The 24,585-nt window shown below is 64.2% G+C and carries 24 protein-coding genes and 1 pseudogene; 15 read left to right on the forward strand and 10 right to left on the reverse strand.

The annotated features are described in order from the left end of the window. Positions 1 to 103 precede the first annotated feature (103 nt). A complete protein-coding gene (locus JQ600_RS15255; RefSeq protein WP_212385573.1) occupies positions 104 to 1,738 on the reverse strand; it encodes a thiamine pyrophosphate-requiring protein in 1,635 nt (544 codons plus the stop codon). 267 nt (positions 1,739 to 2,005) lie between these two features. Continuing rightward, positions 2,006 to 2,176, reverse strand: coding sequence for a hypothetical protein (locus tag JQ600_RS15260; protein WP_211995622.1), 171 nt, complete (start codon positions 2,174 to 2,176; stop codon positions 2,006 to 2,008). Positions 2,177 to 2,396: 220 nt separating this feature from the next. On the opposite strand from JQ600_RS15260, the gene JQ600_RS15265 reads away from it, so the two are divergent. Both JQ600_RS15265 and JQ600_RS15270 read left to right on the forward strand, forming a co-directional pair. After that, on the forward strand, positions 2,397 to 2,561 hold the full coding sequence (locus JQ600_RS15265) for a Flp family type IVb pilin (protein WP_212265386.1): 165 nt from the start codon (positions 2,397 to 2,399) through the stop codon (positions 2,559 to 2,561). A gap of 21 nt (positions 2,562 to 2,582) precedes the next feature. Beyond that, the gene (locus tag JQ600_RS15270; protein ID WP_212385571.1) at positions 2,583 to 2,789 is read left to right on the forward strand and encodes a hypothetical protein; all 207 of its coding nucleotides are present in this window, start codon (positions 2,583 to 2,585) and stop codon (positions 2,787 to 2,789) included. 15 nt (positions 2,790 to 2,804) lie between these two features. On the opposite strand, the gene JQ600_RS15275 is transcribed toward JQ600_RS15270, so the two are convergent. Together JQ600_RS15275 and JQ600_RS15280 are read right to left on the reverse strand one after the other, a co-directional pair. Then, on the reverse strand, positions 2,805 to 3,041 hold the full coding sequence (locus JQ600_RS15275; RefSeq protein WP_212385569.1) for a hypothetical protein: 237 nt from the start codon (positions 3,039 to 3,041) through the stop codon (positions 2,805 to 2,807). A 29-nt stretch (positions 3,042 to 3,070) separates the two neighbouring features. After that, entirely contained in the window at positions 3,071 to 4,060 is a 990-nt protein-coding gene (locus tag JQ600_RS15280) for a Ku protein (protein WP_212265383.1), read from the reverse strand. 269 nt (positions 4,061 to 4,329) lie between these two features. Between JQ600_RS15280 and JQ600_RS15285 the strand changes: the two genes are divergently transcribed. The 5 genes from JQ600_RS15285 (at position 4,330) to JQ600_RS15305 (ending at position 9,185) form a co-directional block, all read left to right on the forward strand. Continuing rightward, a complete protein-coding gene (locus JQ600_RS15285; protein ID WP_212265382.1) occupies positions 4,330 to 4,482 on the forward strand; it encodes a hypothetical protein in 153 nt (50 codons plus the stop codon). 120 nt (positions 4,483 to 4,602) lie between these two features. Beyond that, positions 4,603 to 5,271 carry a metallophosphoesterase gene (locus tag JQ600_RS15290; protein WP_212385567.1) on the forward strand — a complete coding sequence of 223 codons (669 nt, stop codon included), beginning with the start codon at positions 4,603 to 4,605 and terminating at the stop codon, positions 5,269 to 5,271. Between the two features lie 187 nt (positions 5,272 to 5,458). Then, positions 5,459 to 6,130 carry a response regulator transcription factor gene (locus JQ600_RS15295; RefSeq protein ID WP_212205458.1) on the forward strand — a complete coding sequence of 224 codons (672 nt, stop codon included), beginning with the start codon at positions 5,459 to 5,461 and terminating at the stop codon, positions 6,128 to 6,130. A gap of 105 nt (positions 6,131 to 6,235) precedes the next feature. Continuing rightward, on the forward strand, positions 6,236 to 7,612 hold the full coding sequence (locus tag JQ600_RS15300; protein ID WP_212265381.1) for a sensor histidine kinase: 1,377 nt from the start codon (positions 6,236 to 6,238) through the stop codon (positions 7,610 to 7,612). A gap of 151 nt (positions 7,613 to 7,763) precedes the next feature. After that, positions 7,764 to 9,185 (forward strand): hypothetical protein, encoded by a 1,422-nt coding sequence (locus JQ600_RS15305; protein ID WP_212265380.1) that lies wholly within the window; start codon positions 7,764 to 7,766, stop codon positions 9,183 to 9,185. A gap of 21 nt (positions 9,186 to 9,206) precedes the next feature. On the opposite strand, the gene mntR is transcribed toward JQ600_RS15305, so the two are convergent. Then, the gene (mntR, locus tag JQ600_RS15310; protein WP_312010846.1) at positions 9,207 to 9,683 is read right to left on the reverse strand and encodes a manganese-binding transcriptional regulator MntR; all 477 of its coding nucleotides are present in this window, start codon (positions 9,681 to 9,683) and stop codon (positions 9,207 to 9,209) included. 496 nt (positions 9,684 to 10,179) lie between these two features. Between mntR and JQ600_RS15315 the strand changes: the two genes are divergently transcribed. Then, entirely contained in the window at positions 10,180 to 13,104 is a 2,925-nt protein-coding gene (locus JQ600_RS15315; RefSeq protein ID WP_212385560.1) for a TonB-dependent receptor domain-containing protein, read from the forward strand. 245 nt (positions 13,105 to 13,349) lie between these two features. On the opposite strand, the gene JQ600_RS15320 is transcribed toward JQ600_RS15315, so the two are convergent. The 3 genes and pseudogenes from JQ600_RS15320 to exbB all read right to left on the reverse strand — a co-directional run. Continuing rightward, entirely contained in the window at positions 13,350 to 14,099 is a 750-nt protein-coding gene (locus JQ600_RS15320) for an energy transducer TonB (protein ID WP_212385558.1), read from the reverse strand. Continuing rightward, a complete protein-coding gene (exbD, locus tag JQ600_RS15325; RefSeq protein ID WP_212265377.1) occupies positions 14,096 to 14,521 on the reverse strand; it encodes a TonB system transport protein ExbD in 426 nt (141 codons plus the stop codon). The genes JQ600_RS15320 and exbD overlap by 4 nt, the downstream gene beginning before the upstream one ends. Positions 14,522 to 14,526: 5 nt before the next feature. Beyond that, a pseudogene (exbB, locus tag JQ600_RS15330) lies at positions 14,527 to 15,231 on the reverse strand (tonB-system energizer ExbB); the annotation flags it as partial. Between the two features lie 641 nt (positions 15,232 to 15,872). On the opposite strand from exbB, the gene ccmI reads away from it, so the two are divergent. The 5 genes from ccmI (at position 15,873) to JQ600_RS15355 (ending at position 20,582) form a co-directional block, all read left to right on the forward strand. Beyond that, positions 15,873 to 16,976, forward strand: a complete 1,104-nt coding sequence (ccmI, locus tag JQ600_RS15335; protein ID WP_212385554.1) for a c-type cytochrome biogenesis protein CcmI — start codon at positions 15,873 to 15,875, stop codon at positions 16,974 to 16,976. 34 nt (positions 16,977 to 17,010) lie between these two features. Beyond that, a complete protein-coding gene (gene ccmE / locus JQ600_RS15340) occupies positions 17,011 to 17,496 on the forward strand; it encodes a cytochrome c maturation protein CcmE (protein ID WP_212385553.1) in 486 nt (161 codons plus the stop codon). Continuing rightward, positions 17,493 to 19,475: a heme lyase CcmF/NrfE family subunit gene (locus tag JQ600_RS15345; RefSeq protein WP_212385551.1), complete on the forward strand. Its 1,983-nt coding sequence runs from the start codon at positions 17,493 to 17,495 to the stop codon at positions 19,473 to 19,475. The genes ccmE and JQ600_RS15345 overlap by 4 nt, the downstream gene beginning before the upstream one ends. A 4-nt stretch (positions 19,476 to 19,479) precedes the next feature. Further along, positions 19,480 to 19,980, forward strand: a complete 501-nt coding sequence (locus JQ600_RS15350; RefSeq protein ID WP_212385549.1) for a cytochrome c-type biogenesis protein — start codon at positions 19,480 to 19,482, stop codon at positions 19,978 to 19,980. Between the two features lie 80 nt (positions 19,981 to 20,060). Further along, the gene (locus JQ600_RS15355) at positions 20,061 to 20,582 is read left to right on the forward strand and encodes a DUF1993 family protein (RefSeq protein WP_212385547.1); all 522 of its coding nucleotides are present in this window, start codon (positions 20,061 to 20,063) and stop codon (positions 20,580 to 20,582) included. An 8-nt stretch (positions 20,583 to 20,590) separates the two neighbouring features. Here the strand turns inward: JQ600_RS15355 and JQ600_RS15360 are convergent, their stop codons facing one another. Together JQ600_RS15360 and JQ600_RS15365 are read right to left on the reverse strand one after the other, a co-directional pair. Beyond that, entirely contained in the window at positions 20,591 to 21,106 is a 516-nt protein-coding gene (locus tag JQ600_RS15360; RefSeq protein WP_212385545.1) for an MAPEG family protein, read from the reverse strand. A 43-nt stretch (positions 21,107 to 21,149) separates the two neighbouring features. Further along, positions 21,150 to 21,563, reverse strand: a complete 414-nt coding sequence (locus JQ600_RS15365) for a hypothetical protein (RefSeq protein ID WP_212385543.1) — start codon at positions 21,561 to 21,563, stop codon at positions 21,150 to 21,152. A 164-nt stretch (positions 21,564 to 21,727) separates the two neighbouring features. On the opposite strand from JQ600_RS15365, the gene JQ600_RS15370 reads away from it, so the two are divergent. Together JQ600_RS15370 and JQ600_RS15375 are read left to right on the forward strand one after the other, a co-directional pair. Next, a complete protein-coding gene (locus JQ600_RS15370; RefSeq protein WP_212385541.1) occupies positions 21,728 to 22,447 on the forward strand; it encodes a TetR/AcrR family transcriptional regulator in 720 nt (239 codons plus the stop codon). Positions 22,448 to 22,676: 229 nt separating this feature from the next. Then, the gene (locus JQ600_RS15375; RefSeq protein WP_212265367.1) at positions 22,677 to 24,281 is read left to right on the forward strand and encodes a Do family serine endopeptidase; all 1,605 of its coding nucleotides are present in this window, start codon (positions 22,677 to 22,679) and stop codon (positions 24,279 to 24,281) included. Positions 24,282 to 24,585 lie beyond the last annotated feature (304 nt).

Genomic DNA, 24,585 nt, shown 5'->3' on the forward strand with positions numbered 1-24,585 from the left:
ATTTCATTCCAGGCGCGGCCAAGCCAGCGCCATCCCGGCCTTTTCTTAAGGCCGGGGCGTCAAAAAGTGAAGCAGGCTAAGCGGTTATCGGCCGGGTCGGCGATCAGGTTCCGGGCCGGGAGACCTCGGTCTCCTTGCTGGTGATGAACTCCAGCAGCACCGGAATGCCTTCCTTGGTCTTGGCGATGCCGCGCTGGATCGCGGGAATGATGTCTTCCGGCTTGGTCACCCGTTCGCCATAGCCGCCGAAGGCGCGCGCCATCGCGGCGTAGTCGCCGGAAATGTCGGTCGAGCGGTATTTCTCGGTCGAGATCGGCATCACCTTCAGCTCGATCGCCATGGAAAAATTGTTCAACAGGATCGACATGATCGGAATCCGCTCGCGCACGGCGGTCTCGAAATCCATGCCGGTGAAGCCGATCGCGGCATCGCCCCAGACATTGATGCAGAGCTTGTCGGGCTTTGCGAGTTTGGCGCCCATGGCGAGCCCAAGCCCGTAGCCGAGCTGGGTGGTCTTGCCCCAGCCGATATAGGACAACGGCTCGACCGATTTCCAGAACGGCGAGAGTTGGTCGCGCGGGCTGCCGGCATCATGGGTGATGATGGTGTTCTTGATGTCGACGGTGTGCTGCAGGTCCCACAATACGCGATAGGGATTGAGCGGGGCGTCGTTGTGGGTGAGTTTCGGCATCCACTTCGCCAGCCACTCCTTGTGCGAGGCGGCGATCTCGGCGGCGACGGCAGTGGCGTCACGATCGCTGGTGACGCTTCTGCCGATCTCTTCCAGCAGCGCATCGAGCACCAGGCCGGCATCGCCGACCAGGCCGATCCTGGCCTCGACATCCTTGTTGAGATGGTTGGGGTCCAGCGTCGAATGAATGATGGTCTTGCCCTTCGGCATCGCGATGCCGAACGAGGTCTCGGTGAACGAGCAGCCCAGGCCGAAGATCACATCGGCCTCGCCGAGGAATTTTGGCACCGCGCGGGGCACGGCAAGGCCACCCGAACCCAGCGACAACGGATGCGTCTCCGGAAACGACGATTTTCCGCCAAGGCTCGTGGTGACGGGGATGGCGAGACGCTCGGCCAGCCGCTTCAGTTGCGGCCAGGCCCTGGCGTAGTGCACGCCCTGGCCGGCGTAGATCACCGGCCGCTTGGCGCCGACCAATAGCGCGGCCGCTTCCTTGATGTGGACGGGATCGGCGCCGTAGCGGGTGCGCAGCACCGGCGTGTAGTTCAGCGGCTCCGGCACTTCCTCGTTCCACATATCGGCCGGGATTTCGACGATCACCGGCCCGCCGCGGCCGTTCTTCAGTTTTGTAAACGCCCGCCGGAAAATATTGCAGACTTCGGCCGCAAGAATGATCGGCTCGGAGGATTTCGAAAACGCCCGCATCGCCTGGCTGGAGTTGAAGTTCGGGTCGATATTGGCGAGCCGCCGCGCATAGCCCATCGGCAGCACCAGCACCGGGACGGATTCGCCGTAGCACTGCGCCACGCCGCCCATGGCGTTTTCGGCGCCCGGGCCGTGCTGCATGCAGAAGGCACCGATCGAATGGCCCGAGGTGACGCGGGAGATCGCATCCGCCATGTGGACGCCGATGCGTTCCTGGCGCACCATCACGGGGCGGATATCGGCATTGGCGGCATACTCGATGAGATGATTGACGGGATAGCCGCAGAGGATCTCGATCCCCTCGCGCTTCATGATTTCTGCAATCGCGGCGCCGAGCTTCATGACGGCTTCCCCCTTGTGTGCAGGCCGGTTCGTTCGGCCGATTGCTCACAGTTGGAACAGGAATTTTCCGTCCGGTAAAGCGCGGGCGGCGCCTGCTCCGGGAAGTGCTGATATGCGTTTGCCGCCGGAGCGGTTGCTGCAGACCAATACCGGCGTCAAACCGATGAGTCCGAAGTCCAGCGGTTCACACTCGATCAAAACGTGTCGGGCGGTGTTCGCCGCGGCGGCCTCGAAGCCGGCCGCGCTCTACGGGCGAGAGGAGGGCAACTATCTCGCCTCGTTGCGGCGATGGTTGAACATCGCCGCCATCAGGCCGAGGACATACGCCGTCAGACGGCGATCGTTGCCGGATCGCACCTCGGCGGTGCGTTGCTCTTCCAACTCATCGTTCAAGAGGCCGATGTAGTTTTTTCCTGGTTCACGCTTCTGCGTGGACATGTGCGCTCGCTCCGGAAGACGCCGATCCGCCGACCATGGCGGGGCGTTGGACAATTCAGAGTAAATTTTTGGTACCGTAGGAATACCGGTGTAGTCGTGCCTCCGGCTTAATCAGTCGTTCATCCTGTTCGTCAAAACGCCGTCAATCATTCCGCTCTAGGGTTCCATTTGGGGCACGACGCGGGAAGAATCCCGGCGGCGTCGACAGGAGCTTTCTTTCATGCGTCGATTGTTGAGGAATTTTGTCGAGGATGAGTCCGGCGCGACCGCGATCGAGTATTGTCTCATTGCGATGGGCATCGGCATCGTGATCGTTGGTGCCGTCAACGGCGTCGGCACTGCGCTCAGCACCAAATTCGAGACTGTCAGCACATCGCTCAAATAGGACGGACCGGCAGCGCGTATCATGCAGGAGCTGCTGTTCGGGACCTGGGGCTCACCAATCGTCAGCTTCGGCCGGCAGATCGTCGCCTACAGCCTGCAACATCCATGGCGCGTATTCGCCGCCATCCTGATTGTGGCCCTGCTGACTGACATGATGTTCCGGAACAGGCCAACCGGCGACGGCATTGACGGCTTTGATTTTGGTGGAGATGGCGGCGACGGGGATTAGCGCCACATGACCGCGTTACCGGTTGTTTCCATCCGCATATAGCGCCTGCATCATTGCGATCCGCGCAAACACCAGCCACCCGCCGCCGGTCTCCGCAGCCCTGATCAAATGCTCGACCGCGGTTTGCCAGCGCGCTTCCTGCTGGTCGACTTTTGGCAGTTTCATGACGTAGTCGGCGGCCTGCTGCAGCGTCGTGAGCGTGCGGCCGCCCCGCAGCGCGATCGGCTCATCAAACGGCGTCGACCACGGCATCGTGCGCTACCGGCCGAACGCCTGCGCGATCAACTGGCCTTCCTGGTGCGGGCGGACGTACGAACCGGCTTCTCGGCCTTCTTCGGCGCTTCCTTGACCGTTTCCTTGGCGGCACGCTTGCCGCTGCCGCTGATCGGCAGCAGCATTTCGCGCTGACCGGCGGCTGCCTTGCGCGGCTTCTTGCCTTTGGCTTTGCCGTTTTCCTTGCCGCTTTCCTTGGCCGCGGCGGGGGCGGCCTGTTTCTCGTTGGCGAGGCTGCGTTTCAGCGCGTCCATCAGATTGATGACGTTGCCACCGGTCTTCGGTGCCGCCTTCGCCGATGTCTTCTGGCCGTTGCGCTTCTGGTTGATCAGGTCGATCAGCGCTTGCTCGTAGCGATCCTCGAACTGTTCGGGTTCAAACGATCCGGATTTCTGCTCGACGATATGCTTGGCCAGGTCCAGCATATCCTTGGTGATCTTCACGTCCTGGATGTCGTCGAAATATTCCTTCTCGCTGCGGACCTCATAGGGGTAGCGCAGCAGGGTCCCCATCAGGCCGTTGTCGAGCGGCTCCAGTGCGATGATGTGCTCACGGTTGGTCAGCACCACGCGGCCGATCGCGACCTTGTCCATGCTGCGGATGGTTTCGCGGATCACCGCAAACGCGTCGTGGCCGACCTTGCCGTCCGGTACGAGATAGTAGGGACGGATCACGTAACGGCTGTCGATATCCGCTCTCGGTACGAACTCATCAATCTCGATGGTGCGGGTCGATTCCAGCGCGAGATCGTCAAGCTCGTCCTTCGACACCTCGATATAGGTGTCGGTGTCGATCTTGTAGCCCTTCATGATGTCTTCGTTGGCGACTTCCTCGCCGGTGTCTGCATCGACCTTGGCATATTTGATGCGATGGCCGGTCTTGCGGTTGATCTGGTTGAACGAGACCTTCTCGGTATCCGAGGTCGCCGGGTACAGGGCGACCGGGCAGGTCACGAGGGAAAGGCGCAAAAAGCCCTTCCAGTTGGCGCGGGGGGCCATGGGAAACTCCGAACAGACGCAACAGACGACCGTGAAGAATACCATCTGCAGACCTGGTTTCAAACATGGCGGGGGAGGGAATCTGCCAACGGCGTTAACCGAGACCGCGCGATATGTTCCGCCGTTCGGCTGCGACCTTTTGGACGACCTGACCGCAAAAATGCCGGGTGCAAGGCCCCGGAACATGATCTGCCATCACGCGTTGCGTTTGACAGGTGGTGGCGAAGCAATAGCTGGCATTACAGGCACTTACGCAAATGAGGTCCCCCATGGCAACGCGTCGACATGGCCAGATTATCGAAACCCCGACCGAGGCCCGTCAGGCCGAACCCGGCCCGTCGGTGCTGGCGCTCCTGTCCGTCTCAACTGGACTAGCGATCCTGATCCTGGGCGTGGTCTGGTTCGTGTTCTTCCGGACGTAAGGGACGGTGCAGGTGCAAATGACGGCCGCCGGCAGCCCGGCCGGACGATGCACGCCGGTTGCCGGTGGCGTGCGGTTGGAATAGCACCGTGGTGTCCCTTAGCCGGAAATGCGTACGCGGATGAGCTTCACCTACGTCATTCCGGATATTCACGGCCGTGATGATCTGCTGAGCCGCGCGCTCCTGGAGATCGACGCACATGCGTCCGGCAAAATCGGCGTCATCGTCACCATCGGCGACTACGTCAACAAGGGCCCGCAGAGCAGGCAGGTGATCGAGCGGCTGCTGCCAGGCATTGGCGGCGGCTGGCGGTTTGTTGCGCTGAAGGGCAATCACGACGCGATGATGGTCGAAGGGCTGCGCGATCCGGCGAAGCAGGCTTTTTGGCTGGAGCGGGGCGGCGACACGGCGCTGGCGTCCTATGGCGGCGATCCCGCCGCGGTGCCGCACGCCCATATCGCGTGGCTCGATCAATTGCGGCTGCTGTATGTCGATGCGCACCGCCTCTATGTGCACGCGGGCGTCGAAGCAGGGACGCCGCTGGAGAAGCAGAGCGAAAAAACCCTGTTATGGAAACGCTACCCGAAGGACGATTCGAGTGGGTTCGGCGAACTCCACGTCGTGCACGGCCACGACAATGATCCCGAAGGCCCACTGTTGTACGAGGGCCGCACCAATCTCGACACCGCCGCCTGGAAAACCGGACGGCTGACGGTTGGGGTGTTCGACGATGGCCGGCCGGGCGGCCCTGTCGATTTCATCGTGGTCCGTGGGGCAGACGGTCGTTAGCCGCGCTTTTTGGGCGCTTTGGGCGGCCGATTCGGCATGCCAGGCGTTGCCTGCGACTGACGGCCGCGCCGTTGCGGGCCGCCATGAAGAAAAAGTAACCTAGCGCGGAGTAACCGTTCATTGGCCGTTCACGCCGGTGAGCCTCATCTTGTGGCAGGTTTCGTGAAGTTCACCATTGGAGGCCAGCGTGCGCCTGCTTGTCGTCGAAGATGACCCCGATCTCAACCGTCAGCTTACGACGGCGCTGACGGATGCCGGTTATGTGGTCGATCGCGCGTTCGACGGCGAGGAGGGGCACTACCTCGGTGACAGTGAACCCTATGACGCCGTCGTTCTCGACATCGGCCTGCCGAAGATGGACGGCATCTCGGTGCTGGAGTCGTGGCGCCGCAACGGACGGGCGATGCCGGTGTTGATCCTCACCGCCCGCGACCGCTGGAGCGACAAGGTGCAGGGCTTCGACGCCGGCGCCGACGACTATGTCGCAAAGCCCTTTCATCTCGAAGAAGTCCTGGCGCGGATCCGCGCGCTGCTCCGCCGTTCGACCGGTCACGCCCAGTCGGAACTGACCTGCGGCCCGGTTTCGCTGGACACCCGCACCGGCCGGGTCAGCGTATCCGGCAATCCGATCAAGATGACGTCGCACGAATATCGCTTGCTCGCCTATCTCATGCATCATACCGGGCGCGTGGTGTCGCGCACCGAACTGGTCGAACATCTCTATGACCAGGATTTTGACCGCGATTCCAACACCATCGAAGTGTTCGTCGGCCGGATCCGCAAGAAGCTCGACGTCGATATCATCCAGACCGTGCGCGGGCTCGGCTATCTCCTGACGCCGCCCGCCCCGGGCACGTGACTGCCGGCCTCTGATTAAAGGCGTTGACGAAGCAACACGCTTACTTCTTTGTTTGAGCATGTTTTTGTCTGAAAACCGGCCGCCACTTTTCCGGATCGCGTCCTGATGCGCGGCTCCTCGCTCGCCACACGGTTGTTCCTGTCGGCGACCGCGTGGGTAGTGGTGATCCTTGTCATCACCGGGTTCGTGCTGTCGTCGGTCTATCGCGATGCCACCGAGCGCGCTTTCGACCGCCGCCTCAATCTCTATCTGCGCACCCTGATCGCCGAGGTCGCCACGCCGGACGAGCCGCCCGACCACCCGTTCCAGTCGCTCGGCGAGCCGTTGTTCGAGCTGCCGCTGTCGGGCTGGTACTGGCAGGTTGTGCGCACCGACGGCGACAAGCCCGAAGCGCGGGTGTCGCGTTCGCTGTGGGACAAGAAGCTGCCGAAACTCGAGGAGCACGGCGCCGAACTTACCGCGGCCGGCATCCGTCTCGGCTATGTCGACGGCCCCGAGGGGCAGACTTTGCGGATGGTGGAGCGGCCGGTCGACCTCGGCGCGGACGGCAAATTCCTGATCGGCGTCGCCGGCGATGCCGGCGAGATCTTCGACGAGACGCGCAGCTTCGACTATTACCTCGGCGGCACCTTCGCGGCGCTCGGCATCGTGCTGCTGCTGACCACGATCTTCCAGGTCCGCTTCGGGCTTGCGCCGCTCAAGCGCATTTCCGAATCGATCGCCGATATCCGTTCCGGCCGTGCCGAACGGCTGGAGGGCGAGTTTCCTGTCGAGATCGCGCCACTGGCGCGCGAGACCAACGCGCTGATCGACGCCAACCGGGAAATCGTCGAGCGCGCCCGCACCCATGTCGGCAATCTCGCCCACGCCATCAAGACGCCGTTATCGGTCATCGTCAACGAGGCCGCCGCGCACCCCGTCGATGCCTTTGCCAGCAAGGTGCTGGAGCAGGCCGACGTGATGCGCGATCAGGTGGCGCATCATCTGGAGCGCGCGCGCATCGCCGCGCGCGTCACGGTGGTCGGCACCGTCACCGAGGTCGCGCCCGCGATCGAGGCGTTGCGGCGGACCATGGAAAAGATCCACCGGGATCGCGCCATCGCGATCAATCTGAAAGCCGATCCTCGCGCGAAATTTCGCGGCGAACGCCAGGACCTCGAGGAGATGGCCGGCAACCTGGTCGACAACGCCTGCAAATGGGCCGCCGCGCAGGTCCTGATCGAGGTGCTGGTCGAGTCGGCGGCGGAGCCTAGCGCCGGGCCGCGGCTGCGGATCATCGTCGATGATGACGGCCGCGGGCTGTCGGCCGACGAGCGCGCGCAGGTCTCGCGGCGCGGACAGCGGCTGGACGAATCCAAGCCGGGCTCTGGCCTCGGGCTCTCGATCGTGGTCGATCTCGCCGCCCTCTATGGCGGCAGCCTTGCGCTCGGTGATGCCCCGATCGGCGGGCTGCGGGCCGAGCTGGTGCTGCCGGGGGTTTGAGCGCGAAAAGCGATTGAATCCGGTCCGGGGGACCGGCCATGCCGCCCTTGATTTCATCATTCCTAAACGACTTCTTAACGCGCGCACTTTTATGATGGCGGTTGGACGCGCTTTGCCGTCCGGACGACACACGCATATCCACACCGGGCGCATGAGCCAGACATCGACCGAGCGGCTGAGGGACTATCTCGCCCAGCTCCCGCCTCAGGCGCAGGCGCTGCTGATGCGCTCGTTCGAGCGCGCGATCGAGCGCGGCGAGGAAGTCGCGGTCGCCACCCTCGTGCTCGAGCAATTGCGCAAGGTGGTGCGCGGAACCGAGGAAGACGAGGAAATACGGCCGCGGACCGACGATCCGGCGCGCCTGCTGTTTCGCCCCATCGAGCCGTTTCTGGTCGAAAGCAATTTCCCGATGCGGCAGGGCCAGATCCGCCGCACCTCGCTGCTGCCGGTCTGGCAATGGTTGGCCCGGGACGGCGCGCCGGAGCAGGCGCGGGCCTTCGAAGCCGCGCTGGCCGAGATCAGGCTGAGCGGTTCGACCGCGGGACTGGAATCGGAGACGCGCAAATTCCAGCTCGCCGCCGCTGAGGCGATCGCCAAGGTCGCGGCGCCAGTGCAGGGCGACGATCGGCAGCGTTCGCTCGCCCGTATCGGCCCGCCCAACGTCGTCGAGGACTTCCTGTCGATCGGGTCGGTTTTGCGGGCCCGCGAGGCGATGGACACGCTGGGCAGCCGGCTTCCCAGCCAGTTGCGGGCGTTGTCGGAATCCCAGATCGCGTCGGTGACCTCGGCGCTCAATGTTCCCTCGCTGCAGACGCCGCAACTGCTGCCGTTCGCGCTGTCGCTGATCATGCAGCGGCTGGCGGCGCCGTGGCAGATCATCCGCCTCGCGATCAAGATGGCGGCTTCCGACGATGAAATTCGTGTCGCCGCGACGCCGTACGGCATCGCCGTCACGCTCGCGCTGCACGATCTGTCCTTTCTCGCGGCCTGCCTGCGCACCGACATCAGGCGTGGCCAGTTCGACAATGTCAGCGAACAGCTGAAGACGCTGCATGACGGCGTGCGCGGCCTGCGCACCGAACTCGATCTGCGCAACGATTCCACGTGGGGCAAGCAGCTGACCTCGATCCGCGCCGACATTTCTAATTCGCTGCAGTCGGAAATCGACAGCGTGCCCGGCCGGGTCCGGCGCATCCTGCGCCAGCGCGCCGACAAGGACATTTCGTCGGCTCCCAAAATCGACGCCACGGACGTCGAGGAAACCGCGGCCCTGATCGATTTCGTCGCGGTTTGCCGCACCTATGCCAGCGAACTTGCGATCAACGAGGTCACGTTGCGGACCTATTCCGACCTGCAGCATTATGTCGAGCACTCGACCGAGGCGCTGGTGCAGGCGCTGCGCGGCGGCGACACCAAGGCGCGCGCCTACCGGCAAATGCAGGCCAAGGCGGCGATCCGCTTCTGCGAAGTCCTGTTCGGCCATGATTACGCGTCGCTGATGAGCAGGGCGGCCGAAAACGCCGTCACGGGCGAGCGCAAATCCGCCGAGCGCAAGTCCACCCGCAACGGATAGGACGCCAGGGCCGTCGCACCCTCACACCTTGCGGCGATCCTTGTTCGCGCGCAGGAATTCGGCGAACGCCTTCAGCGTCACATCCGACACGTGATGTTCGATGCCCTCGGCATCGCCCTCTGCCGCTTCCTGCGGGACGCCCAGCGCCAGCAAGACATCCACCACAAGCCGGTGGCGCGCGCGGACTCGCTTGGCGAGGGTCTCGCCCTTCTCGGTCAGGAACACCCCGCGATAGGGCCGCGCGGTCACGAGATCTTCCCGCTTCAACCGCGCGATGGTGTCGATGGCCGTCGGGTGCGACACGCCGAGCCGGCGCGCGATATCGGTCGGGCGCGCCTCGCCGGTCGTGCCTAACAGATCGGAGATCAGTTCGACATAATCTTCCAGAACCGCGGTCGAGCGCGCCGACCGCGCTTTTCCAAAGCGGCGCGCCTGCGTTTGCTCCGTGGGGAGCGGCTGCATCGATTTGGCCCGGTCTGTCGAGGGCTTGCGCAACACGGCACCTTTCCAGGCGAATCCATCGAGAGGAGGCAGACCATGGCGTGCTGCCGACCACATTGCAAGTTGGCGGCGTGTCGCGAATCCGCAACAGGCCGGCACGAGCTTGCGACGACCGGCCGCGGCAGTCTTGACAGTTAACGGGGCAACATTAACATGTAGCCTTACCTACGTTTTAAGGTCGCAGCTTATCCGGACCGGTTCCTGTAGCGCGATGAAGGTTGGGGACGAGATGCGCGCGACACGAATGGCCCTTCTGGGCACGTCTGCATTTGCAATGGTATGTTTGAGCCAGGCTGCGGCGCTCTCGCAGACGGCTACGCCTGCGCCATCGCCGTCTCCGGCCGCACCTCAGGCGCCTGCCGAGCCGCCCGCGCCGGCAGCCCCGGCAACGGGACAAGCTCCGGCGGCTCCCGCTCAATCGCAGACGGCACCGCCGCAACCGGCCACCGCCGCCGGGCCGCAAGACAAGCCCGCCGCTCCGGCTGAAATCGACATGCCGCAAGTGACCGTGGAGGGGCGCCAGCCCAAGCCGGCGCGGCGGGCAGGGCGCTCCGAGCCCGGCCGGCCTTCACGGGCCATCGCGGCACCGCTGCCTGGTCCCGCCCCGGCGGCCGCGCCAGCCTCGCCCTTCAATCCGCCGTTTGCGCCGTTGTCGACGATCGGCAGCAATCAAATCCAGACCGGCAGCAGCAATGGCGGGTTTGGCAGCCTGTTCTCCAACATGCCCGGCGCGACTTCCGCGGGACTGGCCACGGAGTCGTCCCGCCCCATTCTGCGCGGCTTGTCGGACGCCAAGGTCCGCATTCAGGAGAACGGCGTCGGTGCGGTCGACGTGTCGGATATCGCGCAGGACCACGCCGTACCGATCGATCCTCTCGCGATCCAGAAGGTCGACGTCGTTCGCGGACCGGGAGCGCTCCGGTTCGGCTCGCAGGCCGTCGGCGGCGTGGTCGACGTCAACAACAACCGAATTCCGACCGCCGCTCCAGTGGGTGGGGTGGCCGCGGAACTGAGATCGGGTGTGACGAGCGTCAACAAAGGATGGGAAAGCGGTCTGTTGCTGGATGCCGGCGGTCGCAACGCCGCCGTTCACGCCGACATCTATGGGCGATCCTCCAGCGATTACAGCATCCCGAGTTATCCCTATCTCGTTCCCCCAAACCCCGCGCCCGTCGGCAACGGCAGGCAACCGAACTCGGCCTCGCAGAGCGCGGGGGCGGCGGTCGGCGGCTCTTATTTGTTCGACGGCGGCTATGCCGGCATCGCGGTCTCGCGCTTCACCAGCGACTATTTCGTTCCGGGTATCGCGACCGCGGCCGCCCGCCAGCACAACGATCTCGAGCAGACCAAGATTACCAGCAAGGGCGAATATCGCCCGGACGCGGCCGCGCTTGCGGCCGTCAGGTACTGGACCGGATATTCGGAGTACAGGCATGACGAGACTGTGCTCGCCGGTCCCGGTTACGAGGGGATCACGGCCACCTTCAAGAACACGCAGACCGAGGGCAAGATCGAGCTCGAATCTGCGGCGTTCGCCACGCCGATCGGGGCGCTGACCAGCATTGTCGGTGCACAGGGCGCCTACCAGCAACTGGATACGGCCGGCCAGGCCATCCTGCTTCCTGCCAAGACCACAACGGCGGCGGCGTATTTCCTCAATGAGGTAAGGCACACGGAGACGCTGCGCACGCAATTGGCGGGACGCATCGAGGGCGTCGATATCGCCGGAACGGCGTTCACCTTCCCGCCGAATTTTCTGCCGCCGCCCAATGAACCGGGCAGGGCCGCGGCCAAGCTCGACTTCATGCCGAAGAGCGTCAGTTTCGGAATCATCAAGGATCTTCCGTCCTACCTGGTCGCGAGCCTGACGCTGCAGCGGATCGAACGCGCACCGCGCGCGCTTGAATTGTTCGCGCAAGGTCCTGATGGTTCGGAGAAGACCTTCAAGATCGGCAATCCGAACCTGGGGATCGAGACCGCGCAGACGGCGGAAATCGGCCTGAAGCGCACGGCCGGCGATTTCAGGTTCGCCGCGAACGCCTATTACACGTCGTACGACAAGTTCATCTTCTCGCGCGCCACCGGCATCCTTTGCCAGGAAACGTTTGCCACCTGCGGAGCCGGCACCGACTACATCCAGGTCAATTACGATCAGCGCGACGCGACGTTTCGCGGCGGCGAGCTGGCCTGGCAATGGGACGTCGCACCGCTCGCGAGCGGCACGTTTGGTGTTGATGGACAATTCGATGTCGTGCGCGCGACGTTCACCGACGGCAGCAATGTTCCGCGCATCCCTCCGATGCGGCTCGGCGGCGGCGCCTACTGGCGAAACGACAGCTGGTTCGCCCGCATCGGCCTGCTGCACGCCTTCGCACAGAACGACGTTTCGCAGTTCGATACGACGACTGGCGGATACGATCTGCTCAAGGTGCAGGTGGAGAACCGGCAGTTCTGGAAGGATTCGCCGTGGGGCGCGGTCGAGGTCGCGACGGGGTTAGTTGGCGACAATCTGCTCAACGCCAACATCCGCAATGCCGTTCAATTCCACAAGGACGAGATCCTGCAGCCCGGTCGCGGCTTCAAACTCTTTCTCAACGTCAAATACGGTGTCGATCGGCCGAGCGGAGCGCCGGGTTCGTCTTTCGGGATGGCGCGGGGGCCGGGCGGCAACATGGTCTACAAATCGCCGCGGATGCTCGACGCGGCCTGGAACTGGGCGGGCATCTATGCCGGCGGCAATGTCGGGTATGTCGGCGGCAGGGCTGTTACCAGCGCGGTGTTCAGCGAGGATGCGACCGGCCTGCCGTTTGACGGCGGCCGGCTGTTCTCCACGCGCGGCACCGCCAGTTTTGGCGGGCAGGCCGGTTACAACTGGACATCCGGCCGATTGGTAGCCGGCATCGAAGGCGATTTCGAATACCGCAATCAGCGCGGACGCAACACCACCAATTGTGCCGGCAATGTCTGCAACGCGGCGCTGGCTCCGCTCGACGCACCCGTGACGGCAAGCTTGGATTACCAACTGGGATGGGTCGCCTCCGTTCGCGGGCGCGTCGGCGCGCTCGTTTCGCCCGGTCTGCTTGCCTATGTCACGGCGGGCGTGCCGTTCGGCAAGATAACGACGTCGGCGTCTGTCGCGGGTTTTGATAATGCGGGTGCCGCGACGACGGCAGCTTTGGATACCGACACCTACCGGTTTGGCTGGGCCGTCGGCGGCGGTCTGGAGACCCGCCTCGCGGGCAACTGGACCGGCAAGCTCGAATATCTTCACATGGATTTCGGTTCGGTGCGTTCCACGCCGGCCACCGCCGCCAACACGGCGGTCGCGTTCGATTCCAACACCAGGGTGACCAGTGATGGCGTCAGGGTCGGCGTGAACTACAAGTTCGGCGCCGGCGGCGCGATCATTGCGGATTGATCCGGTGTTGTGGCGCAAACTGGGCTGGCGGCGGCCTCTGTCACAAGACTTTCAAATACGTCTGCTCATACTTTGTCCAGCTGGCTATGGCCTCTGCCGTGGGGCAGGACAATTGATATGGTCGGCGGGGCCGCCTGAATTTTAGAGCAAGGCAGGCGGCCCACTCAGTTTCACCGATGCCTGGTCCTGACGCCGCCGCCGCGGACGTCTGATATCTGCAACTCTGCAGTCCGTTCTTGTCCGTGCTATTTCACGGTGAAGCGGATCGGCAGCCTCACGACAACAGAATCGCCTGGAAAAGTTGCGGGCGGCGTCGGAAAAGGCTCCGCGCGCTTGAGCAGCGCTACCGCTTCCTCGTCGAGCGCGCTGGAGCCCGAACTTTCAATCACGCGCGCGTTGGCCACCATTCCCTTGCGATCGAGCGCAAACGACACGCGTGCCGTCCCTTGCCGCGGACGCGCGGCTTCCGGATAGCGCTTGTTCTTTTCGATCAAGGCGAGGACTTTGGTTCGCCATGTCACCACGGCTTCCGAATCTTTCGCACTCGGCGCGCCCTGTGTCGGCGCCACCGCTACCGGCGCGATGCGATCAGGGACCGCGGCGGGTGCCGATGTTGTGGCGGCCGCCGCCTGCTGCTGCGGCGTCACCTCAGGCTGTAGTTTGCTCTGCAGCGCCACGGCCGCGTCCGGATTGGGAGCGGGGGGCAACTCAGGCGTTTCATCGGGCGGAGTCACCTCGGGCTTCGCCACGGGCTGCGCTTCCGACATCACCTGTTCCGGGCCGGGCGCGACGTCGGATGGGGTTGTCGCAGGCGCTGCCGGCAGCGGTGCGAGGTCGACCACGATCGCGCCGGATGGTTCGGTAGCCGCGGTGTCGTCCGGATAGCGCCAGGTCGCGAGCGTGGCAGTCGCGCCGGCGTAGACGCACAGCACCGCAAGGCCGCTCAACATCCAGCGCTGCAGGTCGGAACGATCTTCGGCCGCAAGCTGCATCATGGCGACGAGGCTTGCTCCAGCCCGACCAGGGCGACTTTCAGATAGCCGGCGGCGCGCAGCATGTTCATCACCTGCATCACCTCGCCATACGGGACGAGCTTGTCGGCGCGCAGGAAAATTCGGCTGTCCTTGTGGCCGTTGGTGCTCGCGTCGAGCACGCCGGGCAGCGCGGCGCGCCCCACGGTCTCGTTCCCGACGGACAGCGAAAGGTCCGGTTTGACCGTCAGATAGACCGGCTTGTCGGGCCGCGGCTGCGGCTCCGCATTCGAAGCCGGAAGATCGACCGCGATGTCGACGGTTGCGAGCGGCGCGGCGACCATGAAAATGATGAGCAGGACGAGAATGACATCGATGAACGGTGTCACGTTGATCTCATGGACTTCCGCAAGGTCGCCATTGCTCTGGTTAACGCTGACAGCCATCGCCGCTACTCCGCCGCTGCGAGATGCCGCCGGACGAGCAGGGCGCCGCCGTCGAGGTCGCGGCCAACGAGGCGAGTGATCTCCGACGACCCGTCCCCGAGCAGCGCCCGATACGAGCTGATCTGGCGGGCGAACAGATTGTAGATCATGACGGCGGGTATAGCCGCCACCAGCCCGAGCGCCGTCGCCAGCAGCGCCTCGGCGATCCCCGGCGCGACCACCGCGAGATTGGTGGTTTGCGACTTCGAGATTCCGATAAAGCTGTTCATGATTCCCCACACCGTTCCGAACAGTCCGACAAAGGGGCCGGTCGATCCTATGGTTGCCAGCACGCCGGTGCCGAACCCGATGCGCCTGCTTGCCGCCGCCTCGATCTGCTGAAGCCGGGACGCAACCCTGGTCTTGATCCCTTCCTTGTCCATTCGATCGGTGCTCAATTTCAGTTCCGCCATCGCGCCTTCGAGCAATTGGGCAACCGCCCCCTCGGGCACCTGCCGCACGGCGTCTTCCACGTTCCTGGCGCTCGCGAGTTCGCGCAAAGCGTTCTTCGCGTTGCGGCGCGCCTTGATCAGCTCGATCGTCTTCGACAGCCAAACCGTCCAGGTCACCAGGGTCGCAAAAGCCAGACCGATCATCACGGCTTTGACGACGATGTCGGCCTGCATGAACATGCCCCAGGGGCTGAGATCGCGGGGCAGCAGCGCGGCCGCGATCGCGGTTCTGTCCACTCCATCCTGTGCCGACGCCGGAAGCGATGGGAACAAGAACGGCAGCGCAAGCAACGCGGCGCCGCGGCGAACCTTCGGGCCATCCAGAATTCCAACAAGGCCAAAGGGAAGGGCGTCGCGTCGAAGAGCTTTCCAGGATCGCATCGGTTTTGCCTCTAAGGGGCTGGGAATTAACGTATTCACCCCATTATGTAGCATCGCCTACGTCTTGGTGCAAATGCTATAGCTTGCTGCCGCACCCTGCAGCGGCCGCGTCGGGAATGTTTGATCGGACGCGCGAGATTTCCGTCGCCAAGATCAAAAGGTAGGCACCTGCATGTCTCCGGATGTATAATTATCTACGATCAATTTAAGATTGATTCAGTGCGGCGAATCCGGCGCTCGGGCTGGGTGGCGTGACTCACGCGTCACTCTCCGGGGTTTGCAGGATCTGCGCGAAGTTTCTCGTGGGTTCGCGCGTCGCGCCGGCTGACTCTGCGGTGCCCACACGGGTGAGTCTGCGACCACTCCGGTTTCCCCGGTTTTTCTGCCGCAATTGTCAATTGCCGGGCTTGCCGCCGGTGGTGTAAAGCGGCGCTATCGGTGCCTGCTTCGTAGGCGCCGTTCCGCCCGGGAACCGCTTGATGACGCTGTGGTTTGTGTTCGCGCTGATGACGGTCGCGGCGATCTTTGCCGTGCTCTGGCCGTTGAGTCGCGGTTCGGCGGTGCAAGCCGGCGGCAGCGAGGCAGCCGTTTACAGGGACCAGCTCTCCGAGATCGATCGCGATGTCGCCGCCGGCCTGATTGGGCCCTCGGAAGCGGAAGCCGCGCGCGTCGAGATCAGCCGTCGCTTGCTGGCGGCCGCGGATGGCAGGGATGACCTGCCGGCACAGGCGAACCTCGGGCTACGCCGGGCCTCGACCGTCCTGGCGCTGGTGGGGCTGCCGGTTGCGGCGGTTGCTTTCTACCTTTCGTTGGGATCGCCGCAGCTCGGTGATTTCCCGCTCGCCAGCCGCAGCCGCGCCCCCGACGTCAACCAGCCGATCGACAATCTGATCGCGCAGGTCGAGGCGCATCTGGAAAAAAATCCGACCGACGGCCGCGGCTGGAGCGTGCTGGCCCCGGCATTGGCGCGGCTCGGCCGCTACGACGACGCGATCCGCGCGCTGCGCAATTCGATCACTTACAATGGCGACAGCGCCGAGCGTCGGTCCGATCTCGGCGAAGCCCTGACCGGTTCGGCGGGCGGCGTCGTGACCTCGCTGGCCAAAGCCGAATTCGAACGTGCGGCGGCGCTGAACGCCGACGAGCCCAAAGCCGGCTATTTCCTCGGGCTTGCCGCCGAGCAGGATGGCCGTCGCACCGACGCCGCCGCGATCTGGCGCGCGATGCTGGCCAAGGCGCCGGCCGATGCGCCGTGGCGGCCGCTGGTTCAGGCCGCATTGGTGCGGGTCGGCGGTCCGGCGGCACCCGCGCTGTCGAATGATGCGATGGCGGCGGCCAAGGACATGAACGAGGCCGACCGCGGCGCGATGATCCGCGGCATGGTCGACCGCCTTGCCACACGGCTGAAGCAGGACGGCGACGATGTTGAGGGATGGTTGCGGCTGGTGCGGGCCTATATGGTGATGGGCGAGCGCGACAAGGCGGTGAGCGCGCTAGGCGATGCACGCCAGGCGGTTGCCAACGATGCCGAACGCTTGCGCCAGCTCAATGAAGGCCTGAAGAATCTCGGGCTTGACGGATGATGGAACCCATCATGCAGGGAACCAAAGGATTATCATGACGCGCAAGCAGCGGCGTTTGACCATGATCGGCGGTTCGCTCGCGGTGCTCGCGGTGGCGGCGGCGCTCGTGCTGAACGCGATGCGCGATTCCATCGTGTTCTTTTCCACCCCTTCGATGGCGGCCGAGAAGCAGATTCCGGCCGGCAAGCGCTTCCGCCTCGGCGGCCTGGTGCAGCCGGGATCGCTGGTGCGCGGCGACAATCTGGCGGTGAATTTCAGCGTCGCCGACGGCGCCGCGAAGTTGCCCGTTGCCTACAAGGGAATCCTGCCCGACCTGTTCCGTGAAGGGCAGGGCGTCATCGCCGAGGGCGCGATCGACGCAACAGGCGTGTTCAGGGCCGACACCGTGCTCGCCAAGCATGACGAGACCTACATGCCCAAGGACGTGGCCGACGCGCTGAAGAAGCAGGGGCACTGGAAGGACGATTATGGCGCCAAGCCGAGCGCTTCGGCGGCGCCCACGCAGGGGGCGCCTAAGTGATCGCGGAAGCCGGACATTACGCGCTGGTGCTGGCGCTGGCGCTGTCGCTGATCCAGTCGACGGTGCCGATCGCCGGGGCGCGCTGGGGCGATGTCGCCTTGATGAATGTCGCGCGCTCCACGGCGCTGGCGCAATTGCTGTTCGTGGCGGTGTCGTTCACGGCGCTGGTGATGCTCCATGTCGGTTCCGATTTCTCCGTCGCCAACGTGTTTGAGAATTCGCACTCGACCAAACCGCTGCTCTACAAGATCACCGGCGTCTGGGGTAATCACGAAGGCTCGATGCTGCTGTGGGTGGCGATCCTTGCGCTGTTCGGCGGTCTCGTCGCGGCCTTCGGCAACAATCTGCCGCTGTCGCTGCGCGCCCATGTGCTGGCGGTGCAGGGCTGGATCGCGGCCGCGTTCTATCTGTTCATCCTGATGACCTCGAACCCGTTCCTGCGCATCGCCACCCCGCCGATCGAGGGCCGCGATCTCAATCCGGTGCTGCAGGACATCGGCCTCGCGGTGCATCCGCCGATGCTCTATCTCGGCTATGTCGGATTCTCGATTTCGTTTTCGTTTGCGGTCGCAGCCCTTCTCGAAGGGCGGATCGATGCGGCCTGGGCGCGCTGGGTGCGGCCCTGGACGCTGGTAGCGTGGATATTCCTCACGCTCGGCATCGCGATGGGCTCGTACTGGGCCTATTACGAACTCGGCTGGGGCGGCTGGTGGTTCTGGGACCCGGTCGAGAATGCCTCGCTGATGCCGTGGCTCGCCGGTACCGCGCTGTTGCATTCCGCCGTTGTGATGGAAAAGCGCAATGCGCTGAAGGTCTGGACCATACTGCTTTCGATCCTGACCTTCTCGCTGTCGCTGCTCGGCACCTTCCTGGTGCGATCGGGCGTGCTGACGTCAGTGCATGCGTTCGCGACCGACCCGACGCGCGGCGTTTTCATCCTGCTGATCCTTTGTTTTTTCATCGGCGGCAGTCTGACGCTGTATGCCTGGCGCGCATCGACGCTGAAGCAGGGCGGATTGTTCGCACCGATCTCGCGCGAAGGCGCGCTGGTGCTCAACAACCTGTTCCTGACCACGGCTTGCGCGACGGTGTTCGTCGGTACGCTGTATCCGCTGGCGCTGGAAGTTCTGACCGGCGACAAGATTTCGGTCGGCGCGCCGTTCTTCAATCTGACCTTCGGGCCGCTGTTCGTGCCGCTGATGATGGCGATGTCGTTCGGGCCGCTGCTGGCGTGGAAGCGCGGCGACCTGCTCGGCGCGGCGCAGCGGCTGACGGCCGCGGGCATCGCGGCGCTGGTCGCGATTGCCGTGGCGTATGCATGGACCTATGGCGGCAGCACCTTTGCGCCGCTCGCGATCGGGCTTGCGATCTTCGTCATCGCCGGCGCGATGACTGATCTCGCCGAGCGCACGGCCTTGTTTCGCGCCCCCTTTGCGACCGCGATGCAACGCGCGCGGGGCTTGCCACGGGCGACCTGGGGCACCGCGTTCGCGCATGCCGGCGTCGGCGTGGCCCTGATCGGGATCGTCTGCGAGACCACCTGGAACAGCGAATATATCGGCACCTTGAAGCCGAACGAGGTTGCCAGGGTTGCCGGTTACGAACTGAAGCTCGACGGCGTCACGCAGCGGCAGGGACCGAATTACCGCGAGATGATCGCGCAGTTCACAGTTCGTCTCGACGGCGAGAAGCTCAGCGTGATGACGCCGTCGAAGCGCAATTTCACCACGCGGGGATCGTCGACCACCGAGGCCGCGCTGCTGACGCGCGGCGCCAGCCAGCTCTACATCTCGCTCGGCGAGAGCACCAACGAAGGCGCGGTCGCCGTGCGCATCTATCACAAGCCGCTGGTGCTGCTGATCTGGTGGGGCCCCGTGCTGATGGCGTTTGGCGGCATGCTGTCGCTGTCGGACCGGCGCCTGCGCGTCGGCGCGCCGAAGCCTGCGAAGGCTTCGCGGGCGTTGCAGGCCGCGGAGTGATCCATTGAAAGCGCTCCTGGCCTGGGCATTTGCCGCGTTTCTCTTGATCGGATGCCCGGCGGCCTATGCCGTGCAGCCCGACGAGATCATGGCGGACCCGGGCAAGGAAGCCCGCGCGCGCGATCTGTCGCGCGAGCTGCGCTGCATGGTGTGTCAGAACCAGTCGATCGACGATTCCGAGGCGCCGCTGGCGCGCGACTTGCGGCTGTTGGTGCGCGAGCGGATTGCGGCCGGCGACAGCAATACGCAGGTGATCGATTTCCTGGTGGCGCGCTACGGCGAATTCGTGCTGCTGCGGCCGCGGTTCAACCCGCATACGCTGGTGCTGTGGCTGTTGCCGCCGCTGGCGCTCGGGGGTGGCGGACTGGCGCTATGGATCTACAGCCGGCGCCGTTCGAAATTCCCGGGCACGAGAGATGAGGGTCTGCTCAAGCTGACTGCCGAGGAAGAGGCCCGCCTGGAGCGGCTGATCGCCAAGGAAACGTCGCCGGAAAAGCCGGCCTAAGCCTGTGCCGATTGCAAGCCGGCCGGTTCCGCCGTTACATTGCGCCGTCAAAAACAACATCGCCCAGGGGGAATCCGGACATGGCATTTTCGCTCTACGACGCCAGCGTGGCGAACTATCTGCAAACCCTCGGTGCCGTCAGCGGCTTTCTCGACCGCGCGCTGAGCCATTTTGAAGAGAACAACATCGATCCGGAAGCGATCGTCGAGACGCGGCTGGCTGCGGACATGCTGCCGTTCCGCTTCCAGATCATTTCCGTCGTCCAGCATTCCCGCGGCGCCATCGAAGGCGTGCAGCAGGGCCTCTTCAATCCGCCGTCGTTCAAGACCCCGTTCAACTTCGCCGGATTGCAGGCGCATGTGACGCAGGCCCGCGAGGCCTTGTCGGCGCTGACGCCGGAGGCGGTCAATGCGCTCGGCGGCAAGGACGTCATCTTCGCGCTCGGCGACCGCAAATTGCCGTTCACGGCCGAAGGCTTCCTGATGTCGTTCTCGCTGCCGAATTTCTATTTCCACGCCACCACCGCCTACGACATCCTGCGCACCAACGGCGTTCCGCTCGGCAAACGGGATTTTATGGGACGCTTGAAGTTGAAGACCTGAGGGCTGGTCTATCCCCACAGGGTCTTCCAAACCGCCGTGCCGAGAATGCCGACGTTGAGGTAGATCGTCGACGACATGCCGAAGGCGCGATAGAGCGGATGGATCCGGTATCCGACCCAGAACGCAAATCGCATGACGAAGAACACGATGGCGGCGGCGGCAACGACCTTGGTCTGCCCGGCCGTCAGCGTGACGCTGAGGGCGAGCGTGCCCGCCAGAAACAGCACGTATTGCTGAAGCGTGTTGTCGAGCACCCGGCCGTTGATCTCGGTCGCGGCGTCTTCCTTGTGCAGCGTTGGATCGATGGCTTCGCTGAGAAACCGGTTGTTGCCGACGGTGATGATGCCGACCAGCAGCGGGATCGCCGCAAACGCATTGGCCTTCAGGGTGAAGGCGAGCCGGCTGGCAACATCTGTGAGGGCTGCGGTATCCGGCCAAAGCCGGTAGATGCCGGCAACCGCCAGCACCATCGTCAAAACACCGCTCGCGGCTCCGATCGCAACGGTCTTCTGTTCGCGTGTCACGTCCAGCTCCTTAATCTTTCAAATGGATACGAAATGATCTTGTTCAGGCCCGGGCATGTCCGGTTATCGGGGCCGCGATGGTGCTCGCGGCAATCAATTGCAGCACCACGAACAGCCCGTGCAGCGCCGTCGTCACATAGCCGACGACCAGCATGTCCGCGGCGACGAAGAGTTGCCAGAATACCAGATTGGAGGTGCCGAGCAGGACGTGAATCGCCACGGCGGTGAGATGCCAGGCGCGCGATGGTTCGGCGCGCCACATCTGAATGCCCATCAGGAAGGCCAGCCCGTGCGCCTCGATGAAGCCGAGACCGGAATAGGGCGCGGCCGCGACGATTTTGGCGACGGGCCCGCTTGCGAAAAAGATGCCGAGCACGTCGCTGTAGAAGCCGCCGGCCGAAGCGGCAAGCAGGAAGAGGGCGTTGATGCGAAGCAGCGTTTGCCGTGATGCGGTCATCGTGATCTCCGTTTCCTGGCAAGTATCGCGGGCGGCGGCGCCTCGGCGCACTTGCGTAACGACGACGAAGAGTATAGTGCGTACTATACATCGGAGTAAAGTGGGCACTATATAAAAAGATAGTGATCACTATACTTTTTGGAAAAGCGGGAATTTTCAAAGTCATGGATCAAAAACCGGCCCGAAAATCCCGCCTGTCGCTGGCCGATCTCGAACGCGAGACCGAAAAATTCCTCACACCGGCCACGGCCAAGGAGAAGGCGATCATCGATGCCGCGGTCGCCCTGATCGGCGAGCGCGGCGTCGACGGCGCGACGACGGCCGAGATCGCGCGGCGCGCAGGGGTCACCGAGAAGACGATGTTTCGTTACTTCCCCTCAAAGAACGATCTGGTCCGGCGCGTGCTGTTTCCGATCATGCTGCAGCGAGGCCTGACGCGGCAGTGGGAGACGCGCGAAAAGCAGATCAAGGCGAGGGCCCCGAGCCTGAAGGACTGGTTCATCGCGGCCGCCAGCGAGGAGATGGCGATGGTGGTCAAGAACCCGGGAATCGCCCGCACCGTCACCGCGGAGATGATTCAGAACGACGACATCAGAGGCGCGATGGCCGAGCTGTGGCAGCGGCATATCTGGGAACCCATGCTCGAAAGCCTGGACAACCTGCGCGCCGACGGCAGGCTCCGCAGCGATGTCGATGTCGAGGTGCTGGCCCGCGCCGTGCACTGCATGCATGTCGGGTATTTCCTGACGCGCTGTGTGTTCGCCCCCGACCGCAAGTGGGACGACGCCAGCGAAATCGAGAAGATGGCGGATATCCTGGCCAATGGCGCGAGCAGCAAATCCGGGAATAAGTCCAGAAAATCCAGTAAATCCAAGGGCGGTTAGCAGCGCCATTTGCAGCAAATGAGGGGGCCGCAACGCCCCTCAAAACGCCACTTTCGGCCGGCGCTAAGCCCTTGGATTGCCTGCGCTAAACTGCCGCAGCCATAACCGCCTCCATTACAAAAGTTTAATTCCCTCGCCAGCGCGCGGTAAGGCGCCAGACCCCATCTTCCGTCCTGTCAGGTGCCCAGCCCCCCGCACCGTCGAATTCTGGATCTGGAGATTTCCCAAAATGACTGAACGTCCCGTCGATCTGTCCTCGCTTCCGTCCTATGGCGCCCCGCGCCGTCAGCTTTTCTCGGCGCGCAAATTCGCGCTGATGGCGTCCGTCGTCGCCGGCCTCGGCGCCGCGGTTTATGGTTTCAGCCCTTCGTCGGGCCCGGTCGATGTGTTCACCAGCGCGGCGCACGCGCAGGTCAACAACGAAGTCCGCAAGGTTGAGCGGCCGATCGGCTTTGCCGACATCGTCGAACGCGTGAAGCCGTCGGTGATTTCGGTCAAGATCAACATCGCCGAGAAGGTTGCCAGCAAGGACAAGGACGACAGCGCCAACCGGGACGACGATTCGCCGTTCCAGCCGGGCTCGCCGATGGAGCGCTTCTTCCGCCGCTTCGGTGGACCGGATGGTTTGCCGCCCGGCCTGCGCGGTAACCCGCGTGGCGGCCGTGGCCCGGTGACCGGCCAGGGCTCCGGCTTCTTCATCTCGCCTGACGGTTATGCCGTGACCAACAATCACGTCGTCGACGGCGCCGACAAGGTCGAAGTCACGATGGACGACGGCAAGAGCTACTCCGCCAAGGTGATCGGCACCGATCCGCGCACCGACCTCGCGCTGATCAAGGTCGCCGGCCGCACCGACTTCCCGTTCGCAAAGCTGTCCGACTCCAAGCCGCGGATCGGCGACTGGGTGCTCGCGGTCGGTAATCCGTTCGGCCTCGGCGGAACCGTGACCGCCGGCATCGTCTCGGCCTCCGGCCGCGACATCGGCAACGGTCCGTATGACGATTTCATCCAGATCGACGCGCCCGTGAACAAGGGCAACTCGGGTGGACCGGCATTCGATACCGCCGGCGAGGTGATGGGCGTCAACACCGCGATCTATTCGCCGTCCGGCGGCAGCGTCGGCATCGCGTTCTCGATTCCCGCCTCGACGGTAAAAAGCGTGGTCGCCCAGCTCAAGGACAAGGGCTCGGTCGCCCGCGGCTGGATCGGCGTCCAGATCCAGCCCGTGACTTCGGATATCGCCGACAGCCTCGGCCTGAAAAAGGCGGAAGGCGCGCTGGTGGCGGAACCGCAGGCCAATGGTCCGGCGGCCAAGGCCGGCATCGAATCCGGCGACGTCATCACCGCTGTCAACGGCGAAACGGTCAAGGACGCGCGCGAACTCGCCCGAACCATCGGCGGATTGGCGCCGGGAGCCGCGGTTAAGCTCAACGTGCTGCACAAGGGTGCGGACAAGGTCGTCAATCTCACGCTCGGCCAGTTGCCGAACACCGTTGAGGCCAAGGCCAGCATCGACGACGGCGACAAGGCCAAGCCGAACAAGGGAACCGACGTGCCGAAGCTCGGCATGACGGTTGCCCCCGCCAACAGCGTGGCCGGCGCCGGCAAGGAAGGCGTCGTGGTCACCGAGGTCGACCCGAAGAGTGCGGCGGCCGAGCGCGGCTTCAAGGAAGGCGATGTGATCCTGGAAGTGGCCGGCAAGAGCGTCGCTACCGCTGGCGAAGTGCGTGATGCGATCAACGCGGCGCGCACCGACAACAAGAGCAGCGTTCTCATGCGCGTGAAGAGCGGCGGTTCGTCGCGGTTCGTGGCAGTGCCGGTAGCGAAGGGTTAAATACGAGATGGAGGGTTTCGCCGGCAACAGTCGCCCCCGCCGACGGCTCCTTCCGGGGAGCGGGTGCAAAACTCGCTCCCTCCAGCTACCTTTCGATGGAATACGCCCCCCTCTGTCGGAAGGGAAAAGGGCGGCGGGGTCCCCCAGCCTCGCCGCCCGCTTTTTCTACACGAAAGCGTTTTCGAGCAAAGTGGGCACCGGTTTGCGTGATGAAAACGCGTCAAAACAAGAATCCAGAGCTTCGGAGACCGAAGCTCTGGGAACACAAATAATTGCGCGGGTTCCCCGTTGCCTTGCATCGGCA

The organism is Bradyrhizobium sp. AUGA SZCCT0176 (genome assembly GCF_018130145.1).
In the GTDB taxonomy this organism is placed as follows: Bacteria; Pseudomonadota; Alphaproteobacteria; order Rhizobiales; family Xanthobacteraceae; genus Bradyrhizobium.

Coding starts and splice junctions, on each gene's coding strand:
- JQ600_RS15275 (WP_212385569.1), bottom strand. CDS start 3,041: ATGCCGTGGTCGACGCCGTTTGATGAGCCGATCGCGCTGCGGGGCGGC.
- JQ600_RS15265 (WP_212265386.1), top strand. CDS start 2,397: ATGCGTCGATTGTTGAGGAATTTTGTCGAGGATGAGTCCGGCGCGACC.
- JQ600_RS15355 (WP_212385547.1), top strand. CDS start 20,061: ATGGCATTTTCGCTCTACGACGCCAGCGTGGCGAACTATCTGCAAACC.
- exbD (WP_212265377.1), bottom strand. CDS start 14,521: ATGGCTGTCAGCGTTAACCAGAGCAATGGCGACCTTGCGGAAGTCCAT.
- JQ600_RS15365 (WP_212385543.1), bottom strand. CDS start 21,563: ATGACCGCATCACGGCAAACGCTGCTTCGCATCAACGCCCTCTTCCTG.
- JQ600_RS15320 (WP_212385558.1), bottom strand. CDS start 14,099: ATGATGCAGCTTGCGGCCGAAGATCGTTCCGACCTGCAGCGCTGGATG.
- JQ600_RS15270 (WP_212385571.1), top strand. CDS start 2,583: ATGCAGGAGCTGCTGTTCGGGACCTGGGGCTCACCAATCGTCAGCTTC.
- JQ600_RS15285 (WP_212265382.1), top strand. CDS start 4,330: ATGGCAACGCGTCGACATGGCCAGATTATCGAAACCCCGACCGAGGCC.
- JQ600_RS15290 (WP_212385567.1), top strand. CDS start 4,603: ATGAGCTTCACCTACGTCATTCCGGATATTCACGGCCGTGATGATCTG.
- JQ600_RS15375 (WP_212265367.1), top strand. CDS start 22,677: ATGACTGAACGTCCCGTCGATCTGTCCTCGCTTCCGTCCTATGGCGCC.
- ccmE (WP_212385553.1), top strand. CDS start 17,011: ATGACGCGCAAGCAGCGGCGTTTGACCATGATCGGCGGTTCGCTCGCG.
- JQ600_RS15255 (WP_212385573.1), bottom strand. CDS start 1,738: ATGAAGCTCGGCGCCGCGATTGCAGAAATCATGAAGCGCGAGGGGATC.
- JQ600_RS15280 (WP_212265383.1), bottom strand. CDS start 4,060: ATGGCCCCCCGCGCCAACTGGAAGGGCTTTTTGCGCCTTTCCCTCGTG.
- JQ600_RS15370 (WP_212385541.1), top strand. CDS start 21,728: ATGGATCAAAAACCGGCCCGAAAATCCCGCCTGTCGCTGGCCGATCTC.
- ccmI (WP_212385554.1), top strand. CDS start 15,873: ATGACGCTGTGGTTTGTGTTCGCGCTGATGACGGTCGCGGCGATCTTT.
- JQ600_RS15315 (WP_212385560.1), top strand. CDS start 10,180: ATGCCGCAAGTGACCGTGGAGGGGCGCCAGCCCAAGCCGGCGCGGCGG.
- JQ600_RS15260 (WP_211995622.1), bottom strand. CDS start 2,176: ATGTCCACGCAGAAGCGTGAACCAGGAAAAAACTACATCGGCCTCTTG.
- JQ600_RS15305 (WP_212265380.1), top strand. CDS start 7,764: ATGAGCCAGACATCGACCGAGCGGCTGAGGGACTATCTCGCCCAGCTC.
- JQ600_RS15300 (WP_212265381.1), top strand. CDS start 6,236: ATGCGCGGCTCCTCGCTCGCCACACGGTTGTTCCTGTCGGCGACCGCG.